Source organism: Shimwellia pseudoproteus, from assembly GCF_016415625.1.
Taxonomy (GTDB): Bacteria; Pseudomonadota; Gammaproteobacteria; order Enterobacterales; family Enterobacteriaceae; genus Shimwellia; species Shimwellia pseudoproteus.
This window is the reverse complement of the sequence record NZ_WBXP01000057.1, coordinates 1-20423: the sequence shown is the minus strand read 5'-3', so window position 1 is coordinate 20423 and position 20423 is coordinate 1. Positions and strand designations below refer to the sequence as shown.

Below are 20423 nucleotides of genomic sequence, written 5' to 3'. Positions count from 1 at the left end.
TCGATGTGTTTGCGGGAAAAAAATCGGCCCAGATCCGCGAAATTTTAATCAGCGAGTCAGCTTGGGAAGAAATGACCTGCTTATTCGCACCTTCCTTAAGCCTATGAATTTCTGGCTATACTCCGAACAAAGGTGCAAAACGCCAGGGAGAAGACCAGGAGGAACTATGTTTCTGGAGCGGGTTGAAATAGTCGGGTTCCGTGGCATTAACCGTCTGTCGCTGAATTTGGAACAGGATAATGTGCTGATCGGCGAGAATGCCTGGGGTAAGTCCAGCTTGCTGGATGCGCTGACGCTGCTGCTGTCGTCTTCGGGTGAGTTGTATCATTTCACCCAGGATGACTTTTATTTTCCCCCCGGTGAAGTCAATGGCCGGGAACACCATTTACATATTGTCCTCACCTTACGGGAAGTTGAACCCGGCCACCGCCTTGCGCGCCGCTATCGCTGCCTTTCTCCGGTATGGATCGGCGGTAAAGATGATTACCACCGGATCCTCTATCGGCTGGAAGGGGAACTGGCGGATGACGGCTCGGTGATGACGCTGCGCAGTTTCCTCAATGACCAGGGTGAGGCGATATGCCTCGATAACATTGACGATATTGCCAGCCATATTTCACGGCTCAATCCGGTATTACGGCTGCGCGATGCGCGCTTTCTGCGCCGCATCCGCAGCGGCAGTGTGCCGGAAAACCCGGAGACGGAAATTACCGCCCGGCAACTGGATATATTGGCGAAGGAGCTGGTTTCCCGGCCCCAGAATTTAACCGATAGCCAGTTGCGCCAGGGGCTGTCGGCCATGGTGCAACTACTGGAGCACTATTTTGCTGAGCAAGGAACCGGCACCAGTAGCCGGCGGCTGATGCGCCGCCGCTCCTATGATGAGCAGCGCAGCTGGCGTTACCTGGATGTCATTAACCGCATGATTGACCGGCCCAATAGCCGTTCACACCGTATGATCCTGCTGGGGATGTTTGCCACCTTACTGCATGCCAAAGGCAATGTGCGGCTCGATCGTGATGCCCGGCCGCTGTTGCTGATTGAAGATCCGGAAACCCGCCTGCACCCCATTATGTTATCCGTGGCCTGGCAACTGCTTAATTTGCTGCCGTTGCAGAAGGTGACCACGACGAACTCCGGTGAGTTGCTGTCCTTAACCCCGGTGGAGAACGTGTGCCGCCTGGTGCGCGAGTCCGGCAAAGTGGCTGCGTGGCGGCTCGGCCCTGGGGGAATGAATGCCGAGGACAGCCGCCGGATAGCGTTTCACATTCGGTTTAATCGCGCCTCTTCGCTATTTGCCCGCTGCTGGCTGCTGGTGGAAGGGGAAACCGAAGTCTGGGTGATGAACGAGCTGGCGCACCAGTGTGGCCACCATTTTGATGCTGAAGGGATCAAGGTCATCGAGTTTGCCCAGTCCGGGCTACGGCCGCTGATAAAATTTGCCCGGCGAATGGGGATCCAGTGGCATGTGCTGGTGGATGGCGATGATGCCGGAAAAAAATATGCCGCCACGGTGCGCGGCTTGCTGGATAATGATCGCGCTCTCGAGCGGGAGCATCTGACGGTGCTGCCCGCTATGGATATGGAGAACTTTATGTATCGCCAGGGGTTCGGTGGTGTTTTTCACCGGGTGGCGCAGATCCCGGAAAATGTCCCGATGAACATGCGCCGGGTGATCACCAAGGCTATCCACCGTTCCTCAAAACCGGACCTGGCCATTGAGGTGGCGATTGAAGCCGGCCGCCGCGGCCCGGAGTCTATCCCCGGGTTATTCCGGAAAATGTTTTCCCGGGCACTGTGGTTAGCCCGGGGACGGGCAGATTAGCCGGGGCATCAGGATGCGCACAGCGGGGCGCTTGAAAACGCGAAAATGGCCCATATCTGAATATTCAGGCCAGTGATAATTCATGGGTGATAAAAATGCCAGCCGATGTGGCTGGCATTTTGACTGCGGGATGTACACAATGAACAGACTATGCGGCAATTTCTTCATTGTGTACCGGTACGATGACACAGGCGTGGTTACCTTTAGGCCCCTGGTGCACATCGAACTTGACAGTCTGACCGGCTTTGAGTGTTCTGTAACCATCCATCTGGATAGTTGAATAATGCGCGAAGATGTCTTCGCCGCCGCCTTCAGGGCAGATAAATCCAAACCCTTTGGCGTTATTGAACCATTTAACAGTACCCGTTTCCATGCTGCGACATCCTTCGTAATACTTATTGATGGAATGTTCCGGTAAGTGAACTGGGTTGTACAAATCATCACCAGCTCACGACTGTACAATTTAGATAATTCAGGCAGAGCGTCAAGCGCGGTAACCGTAAGGATGGGGGAATTTTCGCCAAACTTTGAAGCAGTTAACGCTATTGGCATTATTGTGACCGGGCTCGCTAATTGGGGTGTTTTGGCACCTTTTTCGATGCATTTATGACAATAAATGTGAGGCCGTTCCCGGATTTGAGCTTTGCCTGGGGGCGCAGGTCGTCAGATCCGCCCAACTTGTTACGCAACCTGAGCACAATTAACCCATGATGATGACAGGCAATGAGTAAAACGAACGACTGGCTGGATTTTGACCAGCTACTGGAGGGCAAAACACGCGAAGCGCTGCAACCGCCGTCCATGTATAAAGTGTTATTAATGAATGACGATTACACGCCAATGGAATTTGTGATTGACGTGTTACAAAAGTTCTTTTCTTATGATACTGAGCGGGCGACGCAATTGATGCTGACCGTTCACTATCAGGGGAAAGCCATCTGCGGTGTTTTCACAGCAGAAGTCGCCGAGACGAAAGTGGCGATGGTAAATAAGTATGCGAGGGAAAACGAGCATCCGCTGTTGTGTACGCTGGAACAAGCCTGACCGAACTATCGGTTCAAGGTACGTAAATTGGGGGAGGTGCCTATGCTCAATCAAGAACTGGAGCTCAGTTTAAACATGGCTTTCGCCAGAGCGCGTGAGCACCGTCATGAGTTCATGACTGTGGAACATCTGCTGCTGGCTCTGCTCAGTAATCCATCCGCACGGGAAGCGCTGGAAGCCTGCTCAGTGGATCTGGTGGCACTGCGTCAGGAACTTGAAGCCTTCATCGAACAAACCACACCGGTGTTGCCGGAGAGCGTTGAAGAGCGTGAGACACAACCCACGCTGAGTTTTCAACGTGTGCTGCAACGCGCGGTATTCCACGTACAGTCCTCTGGTCGTAACGAGGTTAACGGGGCTAATGTGCTGGTCGCGATTTTTAGCGAGCAGGAGTCCCAGGCAGCGTATTTGCTGCGTAAACATGAAGTCAGCCGTTTGGATGTAGTGAATTTTATTTCCCACGGTACCCGCAAAGATGACGCCGGTGATGCCACTGGCGGTGCAGCCGACAATCAGCCGAATACTGACGAGCAACCAGGCGGGGAGGAACGTATGGAGAATTTCACTACTAACCTCAATCAACTTGCCCGGGTGGGCGGGATTGATCCGCTGATTGGCCGCGAGAAAGAACTGGAACGCGCCATTCAGGTATTGTGCCGCCGGCGTAAAAATAACCCCCTGTTGGTGGGGGAATCCGGGGTGGGGAAAACCGCCATTGCGGAAGGTCTGGCCTGGCGGATCGTGCGCGGTGATGTGCCGGAAGTTATGGCCGACTGCACGATCTACTCGCTGGATATCGGCTCCCTGCTGGCCGGAACCAAGTACCGCGGTGATTTTGAAAAACGCTTTAAAGCGCTGTTGAAACAGCTGGAGCAGGATACCAGTAGTATCCTGTTTATTGATGAGATCCACACCATTATCGGTGCCGGTGCCGCCTCCGGTGGCCAGGTGGATGCCGCTAACCTGATTAAACCGCTGCTGTCTGGCGGGAAAATCCGCGTTATTGGGTCAACCACCTATCAGGAGTTCAGCAATATCTTCGAAAAAGACCGTGCCCTGGCCCGGCGCTTCCAGAAGATCGATATTACTGAGCCTTCGGTGGAAGAGACCGTTCAGATAATTAATGGCCTGAAACCGAAATACGAAGCGCACCATGACGTTCGTTATACCGCGAAAGCGATCCGTGCGGCGGTGGAGCTGGCGGTGAAATACATTAATGACCGTCACCTGCCGGATAAAGCCATTGACGTGATTGACGAGGCGGGGGCGCGGGCGCGGTTAATGCCGGCCAGTAAACGCAAGAAGACCGTGAATGTGCCGGATATTGAATCCGTTGTGGCGCGTATTGCCCGTATTCCGGAGAAGAGCGTCTCCCGCAGCGATCGCGACACCCTGAAACACCTGAACGAGCGCCTGAAAATGCTGGTGTTTGGCCAGGATAATGCTATTGAAGCCCTGACTGAGGCTATCAAAATGAGCCGCGCCGGTCTGGGCCATGAGCATAAACCGGTGGGGTCATTCCTGTTCGCCGGGCCAACCGGAGTAGGGAAAACCGAGGTTACCGTCCAGTTGGCGAAATCCATGGGGATTGAGCTGCTGCGGTTTGATATGTCCGAGTATATGGAGCGCCACACGGTGAGCCGCCTGATTGGTGCGCCTCCGGGATATGTGGGCTTCGATCAGGGCGGGCTGCTGACCGATGCGGTGATCAAACACCCCCACGCGGTACTGCTGCTTGATGAGATAGAAAAAGCGCACCCGGATGTGTTTAATCTGCTGCTCCAGGTGATGGATAACGGCACCCTGACCGATAACAACGGCCGCAAAGCGGATTTCCGTAATGTGGTGCTGGTGATGACCACCAACGCCGGGGTTCGTGAAACCGAGCGTAAGTCTATTGGCCTGATCCGTCAGGACAACAGTACCGACGCGATGGAAGAGATCAAAAAGATCTTTACGCCGGAGTTCCGTAACCGCCTGGATAACATTATCTGGTTCAACCACTTGTCTACTGAGGTGATCCATCAGGTGGTCGACAAGTTTATTGTTGAGCTCCAGGTGCAGCTGGATCAGAAAGGGGTGTCTCTGGAAGTGAGCCAGGAAGCACGTGACTGGCTGGCAGAGAAAGGCTATGACCGGGCGATGGGTGCTCGGCCAATGGCGCGGGTGATTCAGGATAACCTGAAGAAACCGCTGGCCAACGAGCTGCTATTTGGCTCGCTGGTGGACGGCGGCCAGGTGATTGTGGCGCTGGATAACGCGCAAAATGCCCTGACTTACAACTTCCACGGTGCCCAGAAGCACAAACCAGAAGCGGCGCACTAAACTGCGCTGAGTATAAAAAAAGCCGGGCATTGCCCGGCTTTTTAATTAGCTTTCGCCGGTTACGTAACCCGCGAAATTCACAATATCAGCGACTACGGAAGACAATGCGGCCTTTGCTCAGGTCGTACGGGGTCAGTTCAACAGTCACCTTGTCGCCCGTCAGAATGCGGATGTAGTTTTTACGCATTTTACCGGAGATATGAGCAGTTACCACGTGACCGTTCTCCAGCTCTACGCGGAACATGGTGTTAGGTAACGTTTCCAGAACGGTACCCTGCATTTCAATATTGTCTTCTTTGGCCATCTAATCCTCGGGGGTATCACTACCATAAGTTTGAACCGGCAAGATAATGCCGAAGTTCACGTATTATGTAAAGAATTCCTGTTTATTAATCGCCCGCTCAACCCGTTATCTACATAACTTATTGCCCGACTCGTACGGCAGCCGTACTGACAGCGCAAGCGTGCTAGGGCGCGGGGCGATAAACAGGGTGTTATCAGGTGCGGAGTCCCAAACGGCGGCAGGGCAACAGGCAGAATCAGTTCTGTGCGCAGATTATAACACCCTTAGTGAAATTATGCCGAAACATTATTCCCGCTGTAATGACAGTTCTTGCGAAAGCCAGCAGCGGGGGGGGGGGCTGGGGCAGTAAATCATCAATATGATTTAAATACTGTTTACGCGGTATCTCGATAGCGCCCAGGGAGGCGGTATGGGGGTTAAGTACCTGGCAGTCGATAAGCTGGCCTCCGTAGCCAATAAAGTGCCGGCAAAAGGCAAACAGCGCTGTTTTCGACGCATTTTCCTGGCGGCTGAACATTGATTCGCCACAAAACAGCTTGCCCATGGCGACACCGTACATTCCGCCCACCAACTGGTCACCTTCCCATACTTCCAGTGAATGCGCGTGGCCCAGCTCATGGAGCTGACGATAACCGGCATTAACCTCTGCCGTGATCCAGGTGCCTTCGTCACGATCGCTGGCGCAGCCTTCAATGACCGCGCCAAAATCATGGTTGAGCGTCGCCCGTAGTGTGGTTTTACTGAGAAAGCGGCGAAAGCTGCGGCTGATATGAAGCTGCTGCGGGTAAAGTACGGCCCGGGGGTCTGGTGACCACCACAGAATCGGGTCACCGGGAGAAAACCACGGGAAAATACCGTTACGATAAGCCATCAGCAGGCGGGCAGGGCTGAGATCCCCGCCCAGGGCCAGTAACCCATTCGGTTCACGGAGCGCCCCTTCCGGCGGCGGAAAGGCAATAGAATGACGAGAAAGCTGCACAAGGCGCATAGAGGCAAAATTCTCCGACCAGTAAATCAGGGTTAAGATGCAATCATCGGTGACAGGCGCTGGCGGAACTGATAATAACGGCCCTGTTTTTCCAGCAATGCGGCGTGATTACCTTGCTCAATAATTTCGCCGTTGTCCATCACGATTATATGATCAAATGCCGCCAATCCCTGCAATCGGTGCGTCACCATTAGTAAGGTTTTTCCGCGGGTATTTTCCATTAGTAAATTGATTATCTGGCGCTCGGTTTCAGCGTCCAGGCCTTCCGTGGGCTCATCCAGCAAAACCAGCGGCGCATCGTGCAGCAGCGCCCTGGCGATCCCCATCCTGCGGGCTTCACCACCGGAAAGCTGGCGGCCGCCTTCACCGATCCAGCCATTAAGGCCGTCGTTATCCAGTAGCGCCTGCAAGCCGGTTTTTTCCAGCACCTCGCGCAGCATATCGTCGCTGGCCGCAGGGTTTGCCAGTAGCAAGTTATCCCGCAGGGTGGCGCTGAACAGGTGGGGGCGCTGGGGAACCACACTGGTACTGGCCCGCAGGGTGGCCTCATCAAAATATTTCAGCGGGTTATCGCCCAGCAGGATCTCCCCGTGTTGAGGGTCCCAACTGCGGGTGATCAATTGCAACAGGGTGGACTTCCCGCACCCGGTCTGGCCAAGGATAACCACCCGCTGCCCGGCCTGGACATGGAGGGTGATGTCGCGCAGAACCGGCTCGCTGTGCCCCGGGTAACAAAAACTGAGATCGCGAATATCCAGACTGGCCTGGTGTACGGCGGGGGCCGACTGGCTTGGGAAGGTGACGTCCGGCTGTTGGCCGGTTATCTGGCTTAACCGTTGCGCGGCGCTGGCAACCTGGCCCAGGTGCTGGAAAGCACCGCTTACCGGGGCTAACGCTTCAAAACAGGCCATGGCGCAGAAGACAAACAGCGCGATCAGCGCCCCCGGGGCGCGGTTGCCGCCCACTGAGCTGGAGGCCATCCACAGCATGGTTAATACGGCCAGTGCGGTCAGCAGCAGCATCATTGACTGGGACAGCGCGCTAAGTTCTGACTGGCGGCGCTGGGCATCATTCCAGTGTGTTTCACTGTCATCCAGGGCGCGACGGTAGCGCTCACTGGCGCCAAAGATGGTTAACTCTGCGTGGCCCTGTAGCCAGTCAGTCAGACGCTGGCGATAGACACCGCGCTGGACGGTGATGGCTTCCCCGGCCGGTTTTCCTGCCCGGTAGAACAGCGGCGGCAATAACAGCAGGGTGAACAGCAAAATAGCTCCAAGGGTCAGCGCGATATGCAGATCCAGCCAGCTCAGTGCGAAGGTCACCACAATGATAACCATCAAGGCGCCTATCAGCGGAGAGATAACCCGCAGGTACAGGTGATCGAGGGTGTCAACATCGGCCACCAGACGGTTAAGCAGATCGCCCTGGCGGATACTGGCCCGCCCGGTAGGCGACAGCGGCAGCAGGCTGCTAAAGGTGGTAACCCGTAAATTTTTCAGTACCCGGAAGGTGGCATCGTGGCTCACCAGGCGCTCAAAGTAGCGCCCGGCGGTGCGGATAATCGCCGCCCCGCGTACCCCGGCAGCGGGCAGCATATAGTTAAAGGTATAGAGCCCGGAAACACCCGCCAGCGCCGAGGCAGACAAAAACCAGCCCGAGAGGGTCAGCAGGCCAATACTGGCCAGCAGGGTCACGATGGCCAGGATAATCCCAAGAATAAGCAGTCCCTTATGGCGGCGGTAAAGGCCGAGCCAGGGCAGCAGATCGCGCATTATATTTCCTCCTTGCGCCATGCCAGCAGGTCACGGAAGGGCCCGGGTTGCTGGCTCAGGGTGACATAATCCCCCTGTTGGACAATCTGTCCCTTACGCATTACCCACACCACATCCCACTGTTGCAGCAGATCCAACTGGTGGGTCACCAGCAGGGTGGTTTGCTGATGCGCGGCACTATCGAGGGCCGACATGACCCAGGATTCGCTCCTGGCATCCAGGCTGGCTGAGGGTTCATCCAGCAACAGTAAACGGCGGGGGCTGATTAACGCCCGGGCGACGGCCACGCGCTGGGCCTGGCCCACAGAGAGGCGCGTGGCCTGATCGCCGGGCTCGGTGTCCAGCCCCTCCGGGAGCCGGGTGATAAATTCACTGACCCCGGTGAGATCCATCACGTCCTGAAGCTGTTGCTCGCTGGCATCAGGCATGCCCAGTAAAATATTGTCACGCAGGGTGGCGGCGGGCAGTTGTGGGTTCTGGCCCACCAGGCTGAGTTGATCCCGCCAGTGCTCCGCATCCAGTTGGCTTAACTCAACACCGTTTACCCGCAGCGAGCCCTGGTAAGGCAGAAAGCCGCACAGGGCGTTGAGCAGGGTACTTTTCCCGGCGCCGCTTTGCCCGACAATGGCGAGCCGGCTTCCGGCGGGCAGGGTAAAGTTCAGCGGCTGGGTCAGCGGGGTGCCTTCCGGGGTGAGGATCACCAGATCCCGGGCGCAAATCTCAAGCGGGCCCGCCGGTAAGGTAAGGGTGCCTTGCTCCCGGGATTGCAGCGGGGATTCGAGAAAGGTTTTCAGGCTGTCTGCGGCGCCCACGGCCTGGGCTTTGGCGTGGTAAAACGCCCCCATATCGCGCAGCGGCTGGAAAAACTCCGGGGCGAGGATCAGGGCGAGGAAACCGGCGAACAGCGTCACGGCGGTACCGTAATGGCCGAAATTCAGCTCACCCAGGTAGGAGAAGCCAAAATAGACCGCCACCAGGGCAATGGAGAGTGAGGCAAAAAATTCCAGCACCGCAGAGGAGAGGAACGCCATACGTAACACTTCCATAGTGCGCAGGCGGAAATCTTCCGCGGCGTGGCTGATGTTGTCAGTCTCGGCCTGGCCCCGGTGGAACAGACGCAGGGTTTCCATACCGCGCAGACGATCGAGAAAGTTACCGCTCAGCCGCGCCAGGGCGGCAAAATTACGGCGATTAGCGTCCGCCGCCCCCATCCCGACCATGGCCATAAATAACGGAATCAACGGTGCGGTGCCCAGCAATATCAGTGCCGCGGCCCAGTTATAGGGGAAGATAACCAGCACTATCAACAGCGGGATGGTCGCGGCGAGGGACATTTGCGGCAGATAGCGGGCATAGTAGTCCTGCATATCTTCGATTTGTTCGAGGATCAGGGTAGCCCAGCTACCGGCGGGTTTGCCCTGGATCCAGGCCGGCCCGGCCTGGTGCAGGCGATCCAGCACCTGGCGGCGAATGTGTTGGCGGATATGCTGACCGGCATAAAAACCGGCCCTTTCCCGTAACCAGATAATCCAGGCCCGTAAGATAAAGACCAGCAGCAGCAGGGCGAAAGGCAGCAGTAATGCCTCGCCGGGAATATTTTCCACTATCATGTGGTTTAACAGACTGGCCATCAGCCAGGCCTGCGCAATAATCAGGATACCGCTGACAACGCCTAACAGACGAGAGATGTTTAGCCAGCGCCGTGAGATGGCGCTTTGTTTTTTGAGCCAACTGCCCAGTTCGTGTTGCCGCGTTTTGTTCATCGGATGCCAGTAGCAGGTGGTGTAACTTGTTATAAGCTTGGGGCGTTTGAGAATGGCAATGTTACAACGTCCGGAAAAGAAAGGCGACCATATGGTCGCCTTTCTGACAGCAGTTAAATATTACGGCTGTTGCTGTGCCAGTCCGTCAAGGTAGCGTTCCGCATCCAGGGCAGCCATACAGCCGGTGCCCGCAGAGGTGATCGCCTGGCGATAGATATGGTCCATGACGTCACCCGCCGCAAACACCCCAGGGATGCTGGTTTGGGTGGCGTTGCCGTTGATCCCGGAATTGACCTTGATATAGCCGTTTTCCAGATCCAGCTGGCCATTGAAAATGGCGGTATTCGGGCTGTGGCCAATGGCCACGAATAACCCGGTGACCTCCAGCGCTTCTGTCTGATCCGTCTGCTGGGTGTCGCGCAGACGCAGGCCAGAAACCCCCATCTGATCGCCAGTCACTTCGTCCAGCGTGCGGTTGGTATGGAGCACAATATTCCCGTTAGCCACTTTTTCCATCAGGCGGTTGATCAGGATTTTCTCCGCGCGGAAGCTGTCGCGACGGTGGATAAGATGCACTTCGCTGGCAATATTAGACAGATACAGTGCTTCTTCTACGGCGGTATTCCCGCCGCCAATGACGGCAACTTTCTGGTTGCGATAGAAAAAGCCATCGCAGGTCGCGCAGGCTGAAACCCCGCGGCCTTTAAAGGCCTCTTCGGAAGGCAGGCCCAGATAACGCGCTGACGCGCCGGTCGCGATAATCAGTGCGTCACAGGTGTATTCGCCGCTGTCGCCTTGCAGACGGAACGGGCGCTGTTGCAAATCGACGCTGTTTATCTGATCAAAGATTATCTCAGTATCAAATTTTACCGCATGCTCGTGCATACGCTCCATCAGCAGTGGCCCGGTCAGGTCATTTGCGTCACCCGGCCAGTTTTCCACTTCGGTGGTGGTGGTCAACTGACCGCCTTTTTCCACGCCAGTGATCAGCACAGGCTTTAAATTTGCGCGTGCTGCATACACCGCTGCGGTGTATCCCGCAGGGCCTGAACCAAGAATAAGCAGCTTACTGTGTTTCGCCGTGCTCATGAGATCCTCAACTTTTTACCGATATGATCTGTCGATTGTAAGAAATTTGGAATGTTAAAAAAAGAGCACATGGATGTTGTTATCAATGAATGTGATAGAACCTGCCGATAGATGTCCGGCATTTTATGCACGCTTCAGTAGATTACTCTATCTGACCACAATATACCGGGAGAGTGATAATATGATGAATAATCTTCACTCAGGATTAATACCTGGCACGTTTCACTAAATATCTATGTTTTGCTTTGACAATCCGCTGCGCTTTTGCGAAAACAGTTGAGGAAGAAGAACGCATGATAGTTTGGTGTGGCTACATGGTCATGCAAAGCAGATGCAATTTTACCGGTCGTTGAAATCTACGCATGGTGTGGACAGACGCCATGCGTGATGTCAGTGACATGCCTGTAAGGCAACGGTCTTCTCACGTATACCCTGAACAGTGAAGTTATCGGGGTTATGGCAGGTAGGGAAGGAATACAGAGAGACAATAATAATGGTAGATAGCAAGAAGCGCCCTGGCAAAGATCTTGACCGCATTGATCGTAACATCCTCAATGAACTCCAGAAGGATGGGCGAATTTCTAACGTTGAGCTTTCTAAACGTGTAGGGCTTTCCCCGACACCGTGCCTCGAGCGTGTGCGTCGGCTGGAGCGACAGGGGTTCATTCAGGGCTATACTGCACTGCTTAACCCGCATTATCTGGATGCATCACTTCTGGTTTTCGTTGAGATTACTCTGAATCGTGGGGCACCGGATGTGTTTGAGCAATTTAACTCCGCTGTACAAAAACTTGAAGAAATTCAGGAGTGTCATCTGGTTTCCGGTGATTTCGACTACTTGTTGAAAACCCGCGTGCCGGATATGTCCGCTTATCGTAAATTACTGGGTGAGACCTTGTTGCGCTTACCGGGGGTCAATGACACCCGTACCTATGTGGTCATGGAAGAAGTGAAACAAAGTAATCGGTTGGTAATTAAGACGCGCTAAGACGGACAGGTGCAAAATCAACGCAGTTTGATTACACTCCTGTTAATCCATACAGCAACAGTGCCTGAGGGACCTCTGGCACTGTTGTCCGTTTTAGCACTCAGGACCTGGAGAGCCTTTCTTGAGCCAGGAATACACAGAAGAAAAAGACGTCACTTTGACGAAACTGAGCAGTGGACGCCGTTTGTTAGAGGCGCTGCTGATTGTTATTGCGCTCTTTGCTGTCTATCTGATGGCAGCGTTATTGAGCTTCAACCCATCGGATCCCAGCTGGTCGCAAACGGCCTGGCATGAGCCGATCCACAATATTGGCGGCACAACGGGAGCGTGGCTGGCCGATACCCTGTTTTTCATCTTCGGGGTGATGGCCTATACCATACCGGTCATTATCGTTGGCGGGTGCTGGTTTGCCTGGCATCAGCGTAACAGTGATGAATATATCGATTACTTTGCCGTTGCGCTGCGCCTGATTGGCGTACTGGCTATGGTCCTGACCTCGTGCGGTCTGGCGGCCATTAACGCGGATGATATCTGGTATTTTGCTTCGGGCGGCGTTATCGGCAGCCTGTTAAGCACCACCATGATGCCTTTGCTACACAGTAGCGGCGGGACTATCGCCTTACTGTGTGTCTGGGCTGCGGGCCTGACATTATTCACCGGCTGGTCATGGGTCGGTATTGCTGAAAAGTTAGGTTCGGCCATTCTGGCGGTGCTGACCTTTGCCAGCAATCGTACCCGCCGGGACGATACCTGGGTGGATGACGAAGAATACCCGGACGACGAGCATGGCGAGGCGGCCAGCGAAGAGACCGACGACGGGCAGCCTGCCACACAGCCAATGGTGAAAAATGAATCCCGCCGCGCGCGTATTCTGCGCGGTGCGCTGGCCCGTAAACAGCGCCTGGCCGAGAAATTCACCAATCCGGCGGCCCGCCATACCGATAAAGCCCTGTTCTCCGGCAAGCGAATGGATGATGCCGATGATGTCCTGCTGGCACCCCGTCCGGCGCAAGCTGATCCTGACGATGTGCTGTTTTCTGGCCATACCGTGGCTCAGCCCGACGGCAACGACGCATTCGATCCATTATTAAATGGCGCTACTGTTCAGTCGGCGCCGGTATCCGCGGTTGCCCAGGCAGAGGCTCAGGTGCCTTACGTTCAGGGCGCTTACGGGCACACACCAGACGTTGCTGTGGAGGCGTCCCAGCCGGTATACAGTGATCCGCTGGATAGCTGGCAGCCTCAGGCGCCAGAGGCCTACCCTTATGCGGAACAGCCTGAACCGCAGTATCAGCAGCCGGTGCAGCAATACCAGCAACCTGAGCCGCAGTATCAGCAGCCGGTGCAGCAATACCAGCAACCTGAACCGCAGTATCAGCAGCCGGTGCAGCAATACCAGCAACCTGAGCCGCAGTATCAACAACCGGTGCAGCAATACCAGCAGCCTGAGCCGCAGTATCAGCAACCGGTGCAGCAATACCAGCAGCCTGAGCCGCAGTATCAGCAACCGGTGCAGCAATACCAGCAGCCTGAACCGCAGTATCAGCAACCGGTGCAGCAATACCAGCAGCCTGAACCGCAGTATCAACAGCCTGAAGAACCGGCCGTGGCAGCAGAGGTGAATAACGACAATGCCCTGACGGGATACCAGGTTGCTGCACCAGACACGCCGGATGAAGAAAGCCGCTATGTGCGCCCGCCGATGTACCACTTCGAAGAAGTGGAAGCTCAGCGCGCCCGCGAGCGTGAGCAACTGGCCGCCTGGTACCAGCCGGTGGATGAGCCGTTAAATCAGCCTTACGATGCGCTGTTTGGCCAGAGCAAGCCGCAGCCTGCCACCCCGGCGCCGAAGCGTAGCCCGGTCACGGATAATGCCGTCACCGCCGCCGCTGTTGCCGCCGTTGGTACCAGTGCCGCCATGAGCCCGGTAGCGGAAGGGATTAAGCAAGTGGCCGCTGCTGCCGCACCAACGGTGTCCACATTCACCCCCGGCAGCGCCGATGCGCCGCGCCCGCAAGTGAAAGAGGGGATTGGCCCACAGTTACCGCGCCCGAAACAGGTGCGGGTGCCAACCCGCCGCGAGCTGGCATCCTACGGCATCAAATTACCGTCCCAGCGCCAGGCAGAACTGGAGGCGAGATACACCGATCAGCCCGATGACAACCAGGCGTTGAGTGACGAAGAAGCCGATGCCCTGGAACAGGATGAACTGGCCCGCCAGTTTGCTGCTGTCCAGCAGGATCGTTACGGTCACGATTATCAGCATGATGTGCCGCAGGCGAATACGGCGGTGGAGCACGACAGCGTCAGTGCGGCGGATGACGACGACGCCGTACAGCAGGCAGAGCTGGCCCGCCAGTTTGCCGCCCAGCAACAGCAGCGTTATAGCGCCGCACCGGATTATGATCAGCGCCGTCCGCTGGATGAGTCCGTCATCTCTCCGACCCGCGCGCTGGTGGATGAACGTCCGTCCGCGCCGCTGTTTACGCCAGGGGCGATTGATGAGCCGGCCTCTTCACCGTTTATGCCCGCACCGCAGGCCAATGCGCAGACTAACCGGCCGGTGGAAATTATCCGCCAGCCGGTGCAGCCGCAGTCATCCATGATGCCGCCGGTTCAGGCCAGCGCTGTACAGCAGGCGCCTCAGCCCGTTGCGCAGCCGCAGCACCAGCCGCAACAGCATTATCAGCCTGCGGTACAGCAACTTGTGCTACAGCAGCAGCCGGTAGCACAACCGCCCGCCGCACAGGATAGCCTGATTCACCCGTTGCTGATGCGTAACGGTGATGACCGTCCGCTGAATAAGCCGACCACACCGCTGCCGTCCCTGGACTTGTTGACCTCACCGCCAGCAGAAGTTGAGCCGGTAGACACCTTTGCACTACAGCAGATGGCGCGCCTGGTGGAGGCCCGTCTGGCGGACTTCCGCATTAAAGCCGATGTGGTGGACTTCTCCCCGGGCCCGGTAATCACGCGCTTTGAGCTGAACCTGGCACCGGGCGTGAAAGCCGCGCGCATTTCTAACCTGTCCCGGGATCTGGCCCGCTCACTGTCTACCGTGGCGGTGCGCGTGGTGGAAGTCATTCCTGATAAGCCTTATGTCGGCCTTGAACTGCCGAATAAAAAGCGCCAGACCGTCTACCTGCGGGAAGTGCTCGATTGCCAGAAATTCCGCGACAGCGCGTCACCGCTGACTGTGGTGCTGGGGAAAGATATCGGTGGCGAGCCGGTCATTGCTGACCTGGCGAAAATGCCGCACTTACTGGTTGCGGGGACCACCGGTTCCGGTAAATCTGTTGGGGTCAACGCCATGATCCTCAGCATGCTGTATAAAGCCCAGCCGGAAGATGTGCGCTTTATTATGATCGACCCGAAAATGCTCGAACTGTCGGTCTATGAAGGTATCCCGCATCTGTTAACCGAAGTGGTTACCGACATGAAAGACGCGGCCAACGCCCTGCGCTGGAGCGTGAACGAGATGGAGCGTCGCTATAAGCTGATGTCCGCCCTCGGGGTGCGTAACCTGGCCGGGTACAACGAGAAGATCCACGAAGCCGAACGCATGGGCCGCCCGATCCCGGACCCGTACTGGAAGCCGGGTGACAGTATGGATGCCACCCATCCGGTACTGGAAAAACTGCCGTATATCGTGGTGCTGGTGGATGAATTTGCCGACCTGATGATGACGGTTGGTAAGAAGGTGGAAGAGCTTATCGCGCGTCTGGCCCAGAAAGCCCGCGCCGCCGGTATTCACCTGGTACTGGCAACCCAGCGGCCTTCCGTGGATGTTATCACTGGTCTGATTAAAGCCAACATTCCCACCCGTATCGCGTTTACGGTGTCCAGTAAGATTGACTCCCGCACCATTCTTGGTCAGGGCGGGGCCGAATCACTGCTGGGGATGGGGGATATGCTCTATTCCGGGCCGAACTCCAGCATTCCGGTGCGTGTCCACGGTGCGTTTGTTCGCGACGAGGAAGTGCATGCGGTAGTACAGGACTGGAAAGCGCGCGGTCGTCCGCGTTACGTTGATGGCATCACGTTAGACGCTGAGTCAGAAGGCGGCGGTGGCGGTGGTGTCGGCGGAGAAGAAGAGCTCGATCCGCTGTTCGACCAGGCCGTCAGCTTTGTGGTGGAAAAACGTAAAGCGTCTATTTCCGGCGTTCAGCGCCAGTTCCGCATCGGTTATAACCGCGCGGCGCGTATCGTTGAGCAAATGGAAATGCAGGGGATTGTCAGTCCTCAGGGCCATAACGGCAACCGCGAGGTGCTAGCACCCCCCCCGTTTGAGTAACGAAGAAAGAGCCGCTGCTGCGGCTCTTTTTGCAACTGTAGGTAAATAAGCGGAAAATCAGTGTATTCTCCTGTCGGCTCGATGTGGCATTCGCTAGAGTGACGGAAAGTTGCCTCCCGGAGTGGGATGGTCGTAATTTGAGGAACAGCAATGAAAAAGCTCGCCATTACCTGTGCATTACTCTCCGCCTTTACTGTCTCCTCTGTATGGGCAGATGCGGCCGGTGATTTAAAAAGCCGTCTGGATAAAGTGAACAGTTTTCACGCCAGCTTTACGCAGAAAGTGACGGACGGCAGCGGTACTGCGGTACAAGATGGCCAGGGTGACCTGTGGGTTAAGCGCCCCAACTTATTTAACTGGCACATGACCCAGCCGGACGAAAGCGTCCTGATTTCTGACGGCAGAACCCTGTGGTTCTACAACCCGTTCGTTGAGCAGGCCAGTGCGACCTGGCTGAAAGACGCCACCAGCAATACACCATTTATGCTGATTGCCCGCAACCAGACCAGCGACTGGCAGCAGTATAATATTCGCCAGAGTGGCGATGACTTCCAGCTGACCCCGAAAAGCAGCAACGGTAACCTGAAGCAGTTCACCATCAATGTGGACAGCGGCGGTACTATTCATCAGTTCAGCGCGGTGGAGCAAGACGGCCAGCGCAGCAGCTATCAGCTGAAATCCCAGCAGAATGGTTCAGTGGATATGAACAAATTTAAATTTACCCCGCCTCAGGGCGTGACGGTAGACGATCAGCGTCAGTGAGGCCGACGTGAGTAACTTGTCGCTGGATTTTTCCGACAATGCTTTCCAGCCTCTGGCCGCCCGTATGCGGCCAGAGAATCTGGCGCAATACATTGGCCAGCAGCACCTGCTGGCCCGCGGCAAACCATTACCGCGGGCCATTGAAGCCGGACACCTCCACTCCATGATCCTGTGGGGCCCTCCGGGGACCGGTAAAACCACCCTCGCAGAAGTTATTGCCCGTTATGCCAATGCCGATGTTGAACGTATCTCGGCGGTGACCTCAGGGGTCAAAGAGATCCGTGAGGCCATCGAACGGGCCCGCCAGAATAAGCAGGCCGGGCGCCGTACCATCCTGTTTGTGGACGAAGTTCACCGCTTTAATAAAAGCCAGCAGGATGCTTTCTTACCCCATATTGAAGACGGCACCATTACGTTTATCGGCGCCACCACTGAAAACCCGTCCTTTGAATTGAATTCGGCGCTGTTGTCCCGGGCGCGGGTCTATTTGCTGAAATCACTGACCGTTGCCGATATTGAACAGGTGCTGGATCAGGCGATGCAGGATAAGGACCGGGGCTACGGTGGCCAGGATATTGAGCTGCCGCCGGAAACCCGCAAAGCCATTGCTGAGCTGGTTAACGGCGATGCGCGCCGCGCCCTGAACACCCTCGAAATGATGGCGGATATGGCGGAAAGTGACGCCGCCGGCAAACGGGTATTGTTGCCCGCGCTGCTGACTGAAATTGCCGGTGAACGCAGCGCCCGTTTCGATAATAAAGGGGACCGTTTTTACGATTTGATCTCCGCGGTGCATAAATCCATTCGCGGCTCTAACCCCGATGCGGCGTTGTACTGGTATGCGCGCATCATCACCGCCGGTGGCGATCCGCTGTATGTGGCCCGCCGTTGCCTGGCCATTGCCTCAGAAGATGTCGGCAATGCCGATCCCCGGGCAATGCAGGTGGCTATCTCGGCCTGGGACTGTTTTACCCGGGTGGGGCCCGCAGAAGGGGAGCGCGCTATCGCCCAGGCAATTGTCTATCTGGCATGCGCACCGAAAAGCAACGCCGTCTATACCGCGTTTAAAGCGGCCCTGGCGGATGCCAGAGAGCGCCCGGATTACGATGTCCCGGTGCATCTGCGCAATGCGCCCACCAAACTGATGAAAGAGATGGGCTATGGTCAGGCGTATCGTTATGCCCATGACGAACCCAACGCCTACGCCGCCGGAGAAGTCTATTTCCCTGAGGAAATGGCAGGAACGCACTACTATCATCCGGTATCCAGAGGTCTGGAGGGCAAAATTGGTGAAAAGCTCGCCTGGCTTGCTGAACAGGATCAAAATAGCCCGACAAAACGCTACCGCTAAAGCAGACGTTGCGGTAAGGTTACCGCTTATATCACTATGGCCGCAGGCTGTTGGCCATCTCTCTTATTTAATTCGATAAGCACAGGATAAGCATGCTCGATCCCAATCTGCTGCGTAATGAGCCAGACGCAGTCGCTGAAAAACTGGCACGCCGGGGCTTTAAACTGGATGTAGACAAGCTGCGCGCTCTTGAAGAGCGTCGTAAAGTATTGCAGGTAAATACAGAAAATCTGCAGGCTGAACGCAACGCACGATCGAAATCCATCGGCCAGGCAAAAGCGCGCGGGGAAGATATTGAGCCACTTCGTCTGGAAGTGAACACGCTGGGTGAAGCGCTGGATGCCGCAAAAACCGAGCTGGACGCTTTACAAGAAGAGATCCGCGCCATTGCGCTGGCAATCCCTAACATGCCGGATGACAGCGTACCGAACGGTAAAGATGAGAACGACAACCTCGAAGTCAGCCTCTGGGGCACCCCGCGTCAGTTTGATTTCGACGTACGCGATCACGTTACACTCGGCGAGATGCACAGCGGGCTGGATTTCGGCGCTGCCGTAAAACTGACCGGTTCCCGTTTTGTGGTCATGAAAGGGCAGATCGCCCGCCTGCACCGCGCACTCAGCCAGTTTATGCTCGATCTGCATACCGAGCAGCACGGTTACAGCGAAGCCTACGTCCCGTATCTGGTTAACCAGGATACACTGTATGGCACAGGCCAGCTGCCAAAATTTGCCGGTGACCTGTTCCACACCAAACCGCTGGAAGAAGAAGCCGAAAGCAGCAGCTATGCGCTGATCCCGACCGCAGAAGTACCGCTGACCAACCTGGTACGTGACGAGATCCTGGATGATGATACGCTGCCGCTGAAGATGACCGCCCATACGCCGTGCTTCCGTTCTGAAGCGGGTTCTTATGGCCGTGATACCCGTGGTCTGATCCGTATGCACCAGTTCGATAAAGTCGAAATGGTGCAGGTGGTGCGCCCGGAAGATTCTATGCAGGCCCTTGAAGAGCTTACCGGCCACGCAGAAAAAGTGCTCCAGTTACTGAACCTGCCGTACCGTAAAGTACTGCTGTGCTCCGGTGATATGGGCTTTGGTTCCTGCAAAACCTATGATCTGGAAGTCTGGGTACCGGCCCAGGATACCTACCGTGAAATCTCTTCATGCTCCAACATGTGGGATTTCCAGGCGCGCCGGATGCAGGCGCGTTGCCGCAGCAAAACCGAGAAGAAACCGCGTCTGGTTCACACCCTGAACGGGTCTGGCCTGGCGGTAGGCCGTACGCTGGTGGCCGTGATGGAAAACTACCAGCAGGCCGATGGCCGGATTGAAATCCCGGCGGTACTGCGTCCGTACATGAACGGGCTGGAGTATATCGGCTAAGATATTTGCCGATCTGACTAAGACATTGGCTAAGTGTTATCTGTGACACAGAACCAATAAAGGGCACCCTGGGGGTGCCCTTTTTTATTCGCTCATTTGATACTGAACAATACCACCTACCCCTAAAGCAGTAATACTGCCACCCGCACTGCCCACAGGAAATACCACCAGCATTACCTGTAATATCGCTATATTACTCTGTATATAGCGCTCTGTCATAACTATTAATTAGCTCCTGTGAGGTTTTCTTTTTCTGGAAGGCTGTTCGCGTTTTGCCCTGGGCAACCGGACAGCACTATTACTTTTGTGAGCGAGCAAAGTAGGTATCTATGAAGAGTAAAACACCTGATGCTTTACTGGCTGCCGGGATAACGCGCCGCACTCTGGTGAAAACCACGGCAATTGGGGGTCTGGCGGCGGCAGGTAGCGCATTTACGCGGCTTTGTTGAATAAATCAGATTTCGGGTAAGTCTCCCCCGTAGCGGGTTGTGTTTTCAGGCAATACGCACACTTTCAGGCATACCTGCTTTCGT

Annotated in this window: 14 protein-coding genes and 1 pseudogene; 9 read left to right on the top strand and 6 right to left on the bottom strand. The window is 55.9% G+C overall.

Going from position 1 to position 20423, the window contains the following annotated elements:
• The first annotated feature begins 166 nt into the window (after positions 1 to 166).
• Positions 167 to 1825 carry an ATP-dependent endonuclease gene (locus F9C28_RS17810; protein ID WP_199016627.1) on the top strand — a complete coding sequence of 553 codons (1659 nt, stop codon included), beginning with the start codon at positions 167 to 169 and terminating at the stop codon, positions 1823 to 1825.
• A 148-nt stretch (positions 1826 to 1973) separates the two neighbouring features.
• On the opposite strand, the gene cspD is transcribed toward F9C28_RS17810, so the two are convergent.
• On the bottom strand, positions 1974 to 2198 hold the full coding sequence (gene cspD / locus F9C28_RS17805; protein ID WP_199016626.1) for a cold shock-like protein CspD: 225 nt from the start codon (positions 2196 to 2198) through the stop codon (positions 1974 to 1976).
• Between the two features lie 350 nt (positions 2199 to 2548).
• On the opposite strand from cspD, the gene clpS reads away from it, so the two are divergent.
• Both clpS and clpA read left to right on the top strand, forming a co-directional pair.
• Complete coding sequence (gene clpS, locus F9C28_RS17800) at positions 2549 to 2869, top strand: ATP-dependent Clp protease adapter ClpS (protein WP_199016625.1); 321 nt, start codon at positions 2549 to 2551, stop codon at positions 2867 to 2869.
• 42 nt (positions 2870 to 2911) lie between these two features.
• Positions 2912 to 5194 carry an ATP-dependent Clp protease ATP-binding subunit ClpA gene (gene clpA / locus F9C28_RS17795; protein WP_199016624.1) on the top strand — a complete coding sequence of 761 codons (2283 nt, stop codon included), beginning with the start codon at positions 2912 to 2914 and terminating at the stop codon, positions 5192 to 5194.
• Between the two features lie 85 nt (positions 5195 to 5279).
• Here clpA and infA read toward each other — a convergent pair whose 3' ends face one another.
• The 5 genes from infA to trxB all read right to left on the bottom strand — a co-directional run bounded on the left by infA (position 5280) and on the right by trxB (position 11110).
• Entirely contained in the window at positions 5280 to 5498 is a 219-nt protein-coding gene (gene infA, locus F9C28_RS17790) for a translation initiation factor IF-1 (protein WP_001040187.1), read from the bottom strand.
• Positions 5499 to 5733: 235 nt separating this feature from the next.
• Positions 5734 to 6486: a leucyl/phenylalanyl-tRNA--protein transferase gene (gene aat / locus F9C28_RS17785; protein WP_199016623.1), complete on the bottom strand. Its 753-nt coding sequence runs from the start codon at positions 6484 to 6486 to the stop codon at positions 5734 to 5736.
• Positions 6487 to 6518: 32 nt separating this feature from the next.
• Entirely contained in the window at positions 6519 to 8258 is a 1740-nt protein-coding gene (gene cydC / locus F9C28_RS17780) for a heme ABC transporter ATP-binding protein/permease CydC (protein WP_199016622.1), read from the bottom strand.
• Positions 8258 to 10021, bottom strand: a complete 1764-nt coding sequence (cydD, locus tag F9C28_RS17775) for a heme ABC transporter permease/ATP-binding protein CydD (protein ID WP_199016621.1) — start codon at positions 10019 to 10021, stop codon at positions 8258 to 8260. The genes cydC and cydD overlap by 1 nt, the downstream gene beginning before the upstream one ends.
• Positions 10022 to 10141: 120 nt before the next feature.
• Positions 10142 to 11110: a thioredoxin-disulfide reductase gene (trxB, locus tag F9C28_RS17770; protein WP_199016620.1), complete on the bottom strand. Its 969-nt coding sequence runs from the start codon at positions 11108 to 11110 to the stop codon at positions 10142 to 10144.
• 493 nt (positions 11111 to 11603) lie between these two features.
• On the opposite strand from trxB, the gene lrp reads away from it, so the two are divergent.
• The 6 genes and pseudogenes from lrp to F9C28_RS20515 form a co-directional block, all read left to right on the top strand.
• Positions 11604 to 12098, top strand: coding sequence for a leucine-responsive transcriptional regulator Lrp (lrp, locus tag F9C28_RS17765; protein ID WP_002439523.1), 495 nt, complete (start codon positions 11604 to 11606; stop codon positions 12096 to 12098).
• A 121-nt stretch (positions 12099 to 12219) separates the two neighbouring features.
• Positions 12220 to 16392: a DNA translocase FtsK 4TM domain-containing protein gene (locus F9C28_RS17760; RefSeq protein ID WP_199016619.1), complete on the top strand. Its 4173-nt coding sequence runs from the start codon at positions 12220 to 12222 to the stop codon at positions 16390 to 16392.
• Between the two features lie 150 nt (positions 16393 to 16542).
• Positions 16543 to 17154, top strand: coding sequence for an outer membrane lipoprotein chaperone LolA (gene lolA, locus F9C28_RS17755; RefSeq protein ID WP_199016618.1), 612 nt, complete (start codon positions 16543 to 16545; stop codon positions 17152 to 17154).
• 7 nt (positions 17155 to 17161) lie between these two features.
• Complete coding sequence (locus F9C28_RS17750) at positions 17162 to 18505, top strand: replication-associated recombination protein A (RefSeq protein ID WP_199016617.1); 1344 nt, start codon at positions 17162 to 17164, stop codon at positions 18503 to 18505.
• Between the two features lie 92 nt (positions 18506 to 18597).
• On the top strand, positions 18598 to 19890 hold the full coding sequence (gene serS, locus F9C28_RS17745; RefSeq protein ID WP_199016616.1) for a serine--tRNA ligase: 1293 nt from the start codon (positions 18598 to 18600) through the stop codon (positions 19888 to 19890).
• A 329-nt stretch (positions 19891 to 20219) separates the two neighbouring features.
• A pseudogene (locus tag F9C28_RS20515) lies at positions 20220 to 20327 on the top strand (twin-arginine translocation signal domain-containing protein); the annotation flags it as partial.
• Between the last annotated feature and the right edge of the window lie 96 nt (positions 20328 to 20423).

Coding starts and splice junctions, on each gene's coding strand:
- F9C28_RS17810 (WP_199016627.1), top strand. CDS start 167: ATGTTTCTGGAGCGGGTTGAAATAGTCGGGTTCCGTGGCATTAACCGT.
- cspD (WP_199016626.1), bottom strand. CDS start 2,198: ATGGAAACGGGTACTGTTAAATGGTTCAATAACGCCAAAGGGTTTGGA.
- clpS (WP_199016625.1), top strand. CDS start 2,549: ATGAGTAAAACGAACGACTGGCTGGATTTTGACCAGCTACTGGAGGGC.
- clpA (WP_199016624.1), top strand. CDS start 2,912: ATGCTCAATCAAGAACTGGAGCTCAGTTTAAACATGGCTTTCGCCAGA.
- infA (WP_001040187.1), bottom strand. CDS start 5,498: ATGGCCAAAGAAGACAATATTGAAATGCAGGGTACCGTTCTGGAAACG.
- aat (WP_199016623.1), bottom strand. CDS start 6,486: ATGCGCCTTGTGCAGCTTTCTCGTCATTCTATTGCCTTTCCGCCGCCG.
- cydC (WP_199016622.1), bottom strand. CDS start 8,258: ATGCGCGATCTGCTGCCCTGGCTCGGCCTTTACCGCCGCCATAAGGGA.
- cydD (WP_199016621.1), bottom strand. CDS start 10,021: ATGAACAAAACGCGGCAACACGAACTGGGCAGTTGGCTCAAAAAACAA.
- trxB (WP_199016620.1), bottom strand. CDS start 11,110: ATGAGCACGGCGAAACACAGTAAGCTGCTTATTCTTGGTTCAGGCCCT.
- lrp (WP_002439523.1), top strand. CDS start 11,604: ATGGTAGATAGCAAGAAGCGCCCTGGCAAAGATCTTGACCGCATTGAT.
- lolA (WP_199016618.1), top strand. CDS start 16,543: ATGAAAAAGCTCGCCATTACCTGTGCATTACTCTCCGCCTTTACTGTC.
- serS (WP_199016616.1), top strand. CDS start 18,598: ATGCTCGATCCCAATCTGCTGCGTAATGAGCCAGACGCAGTCGCTGAA.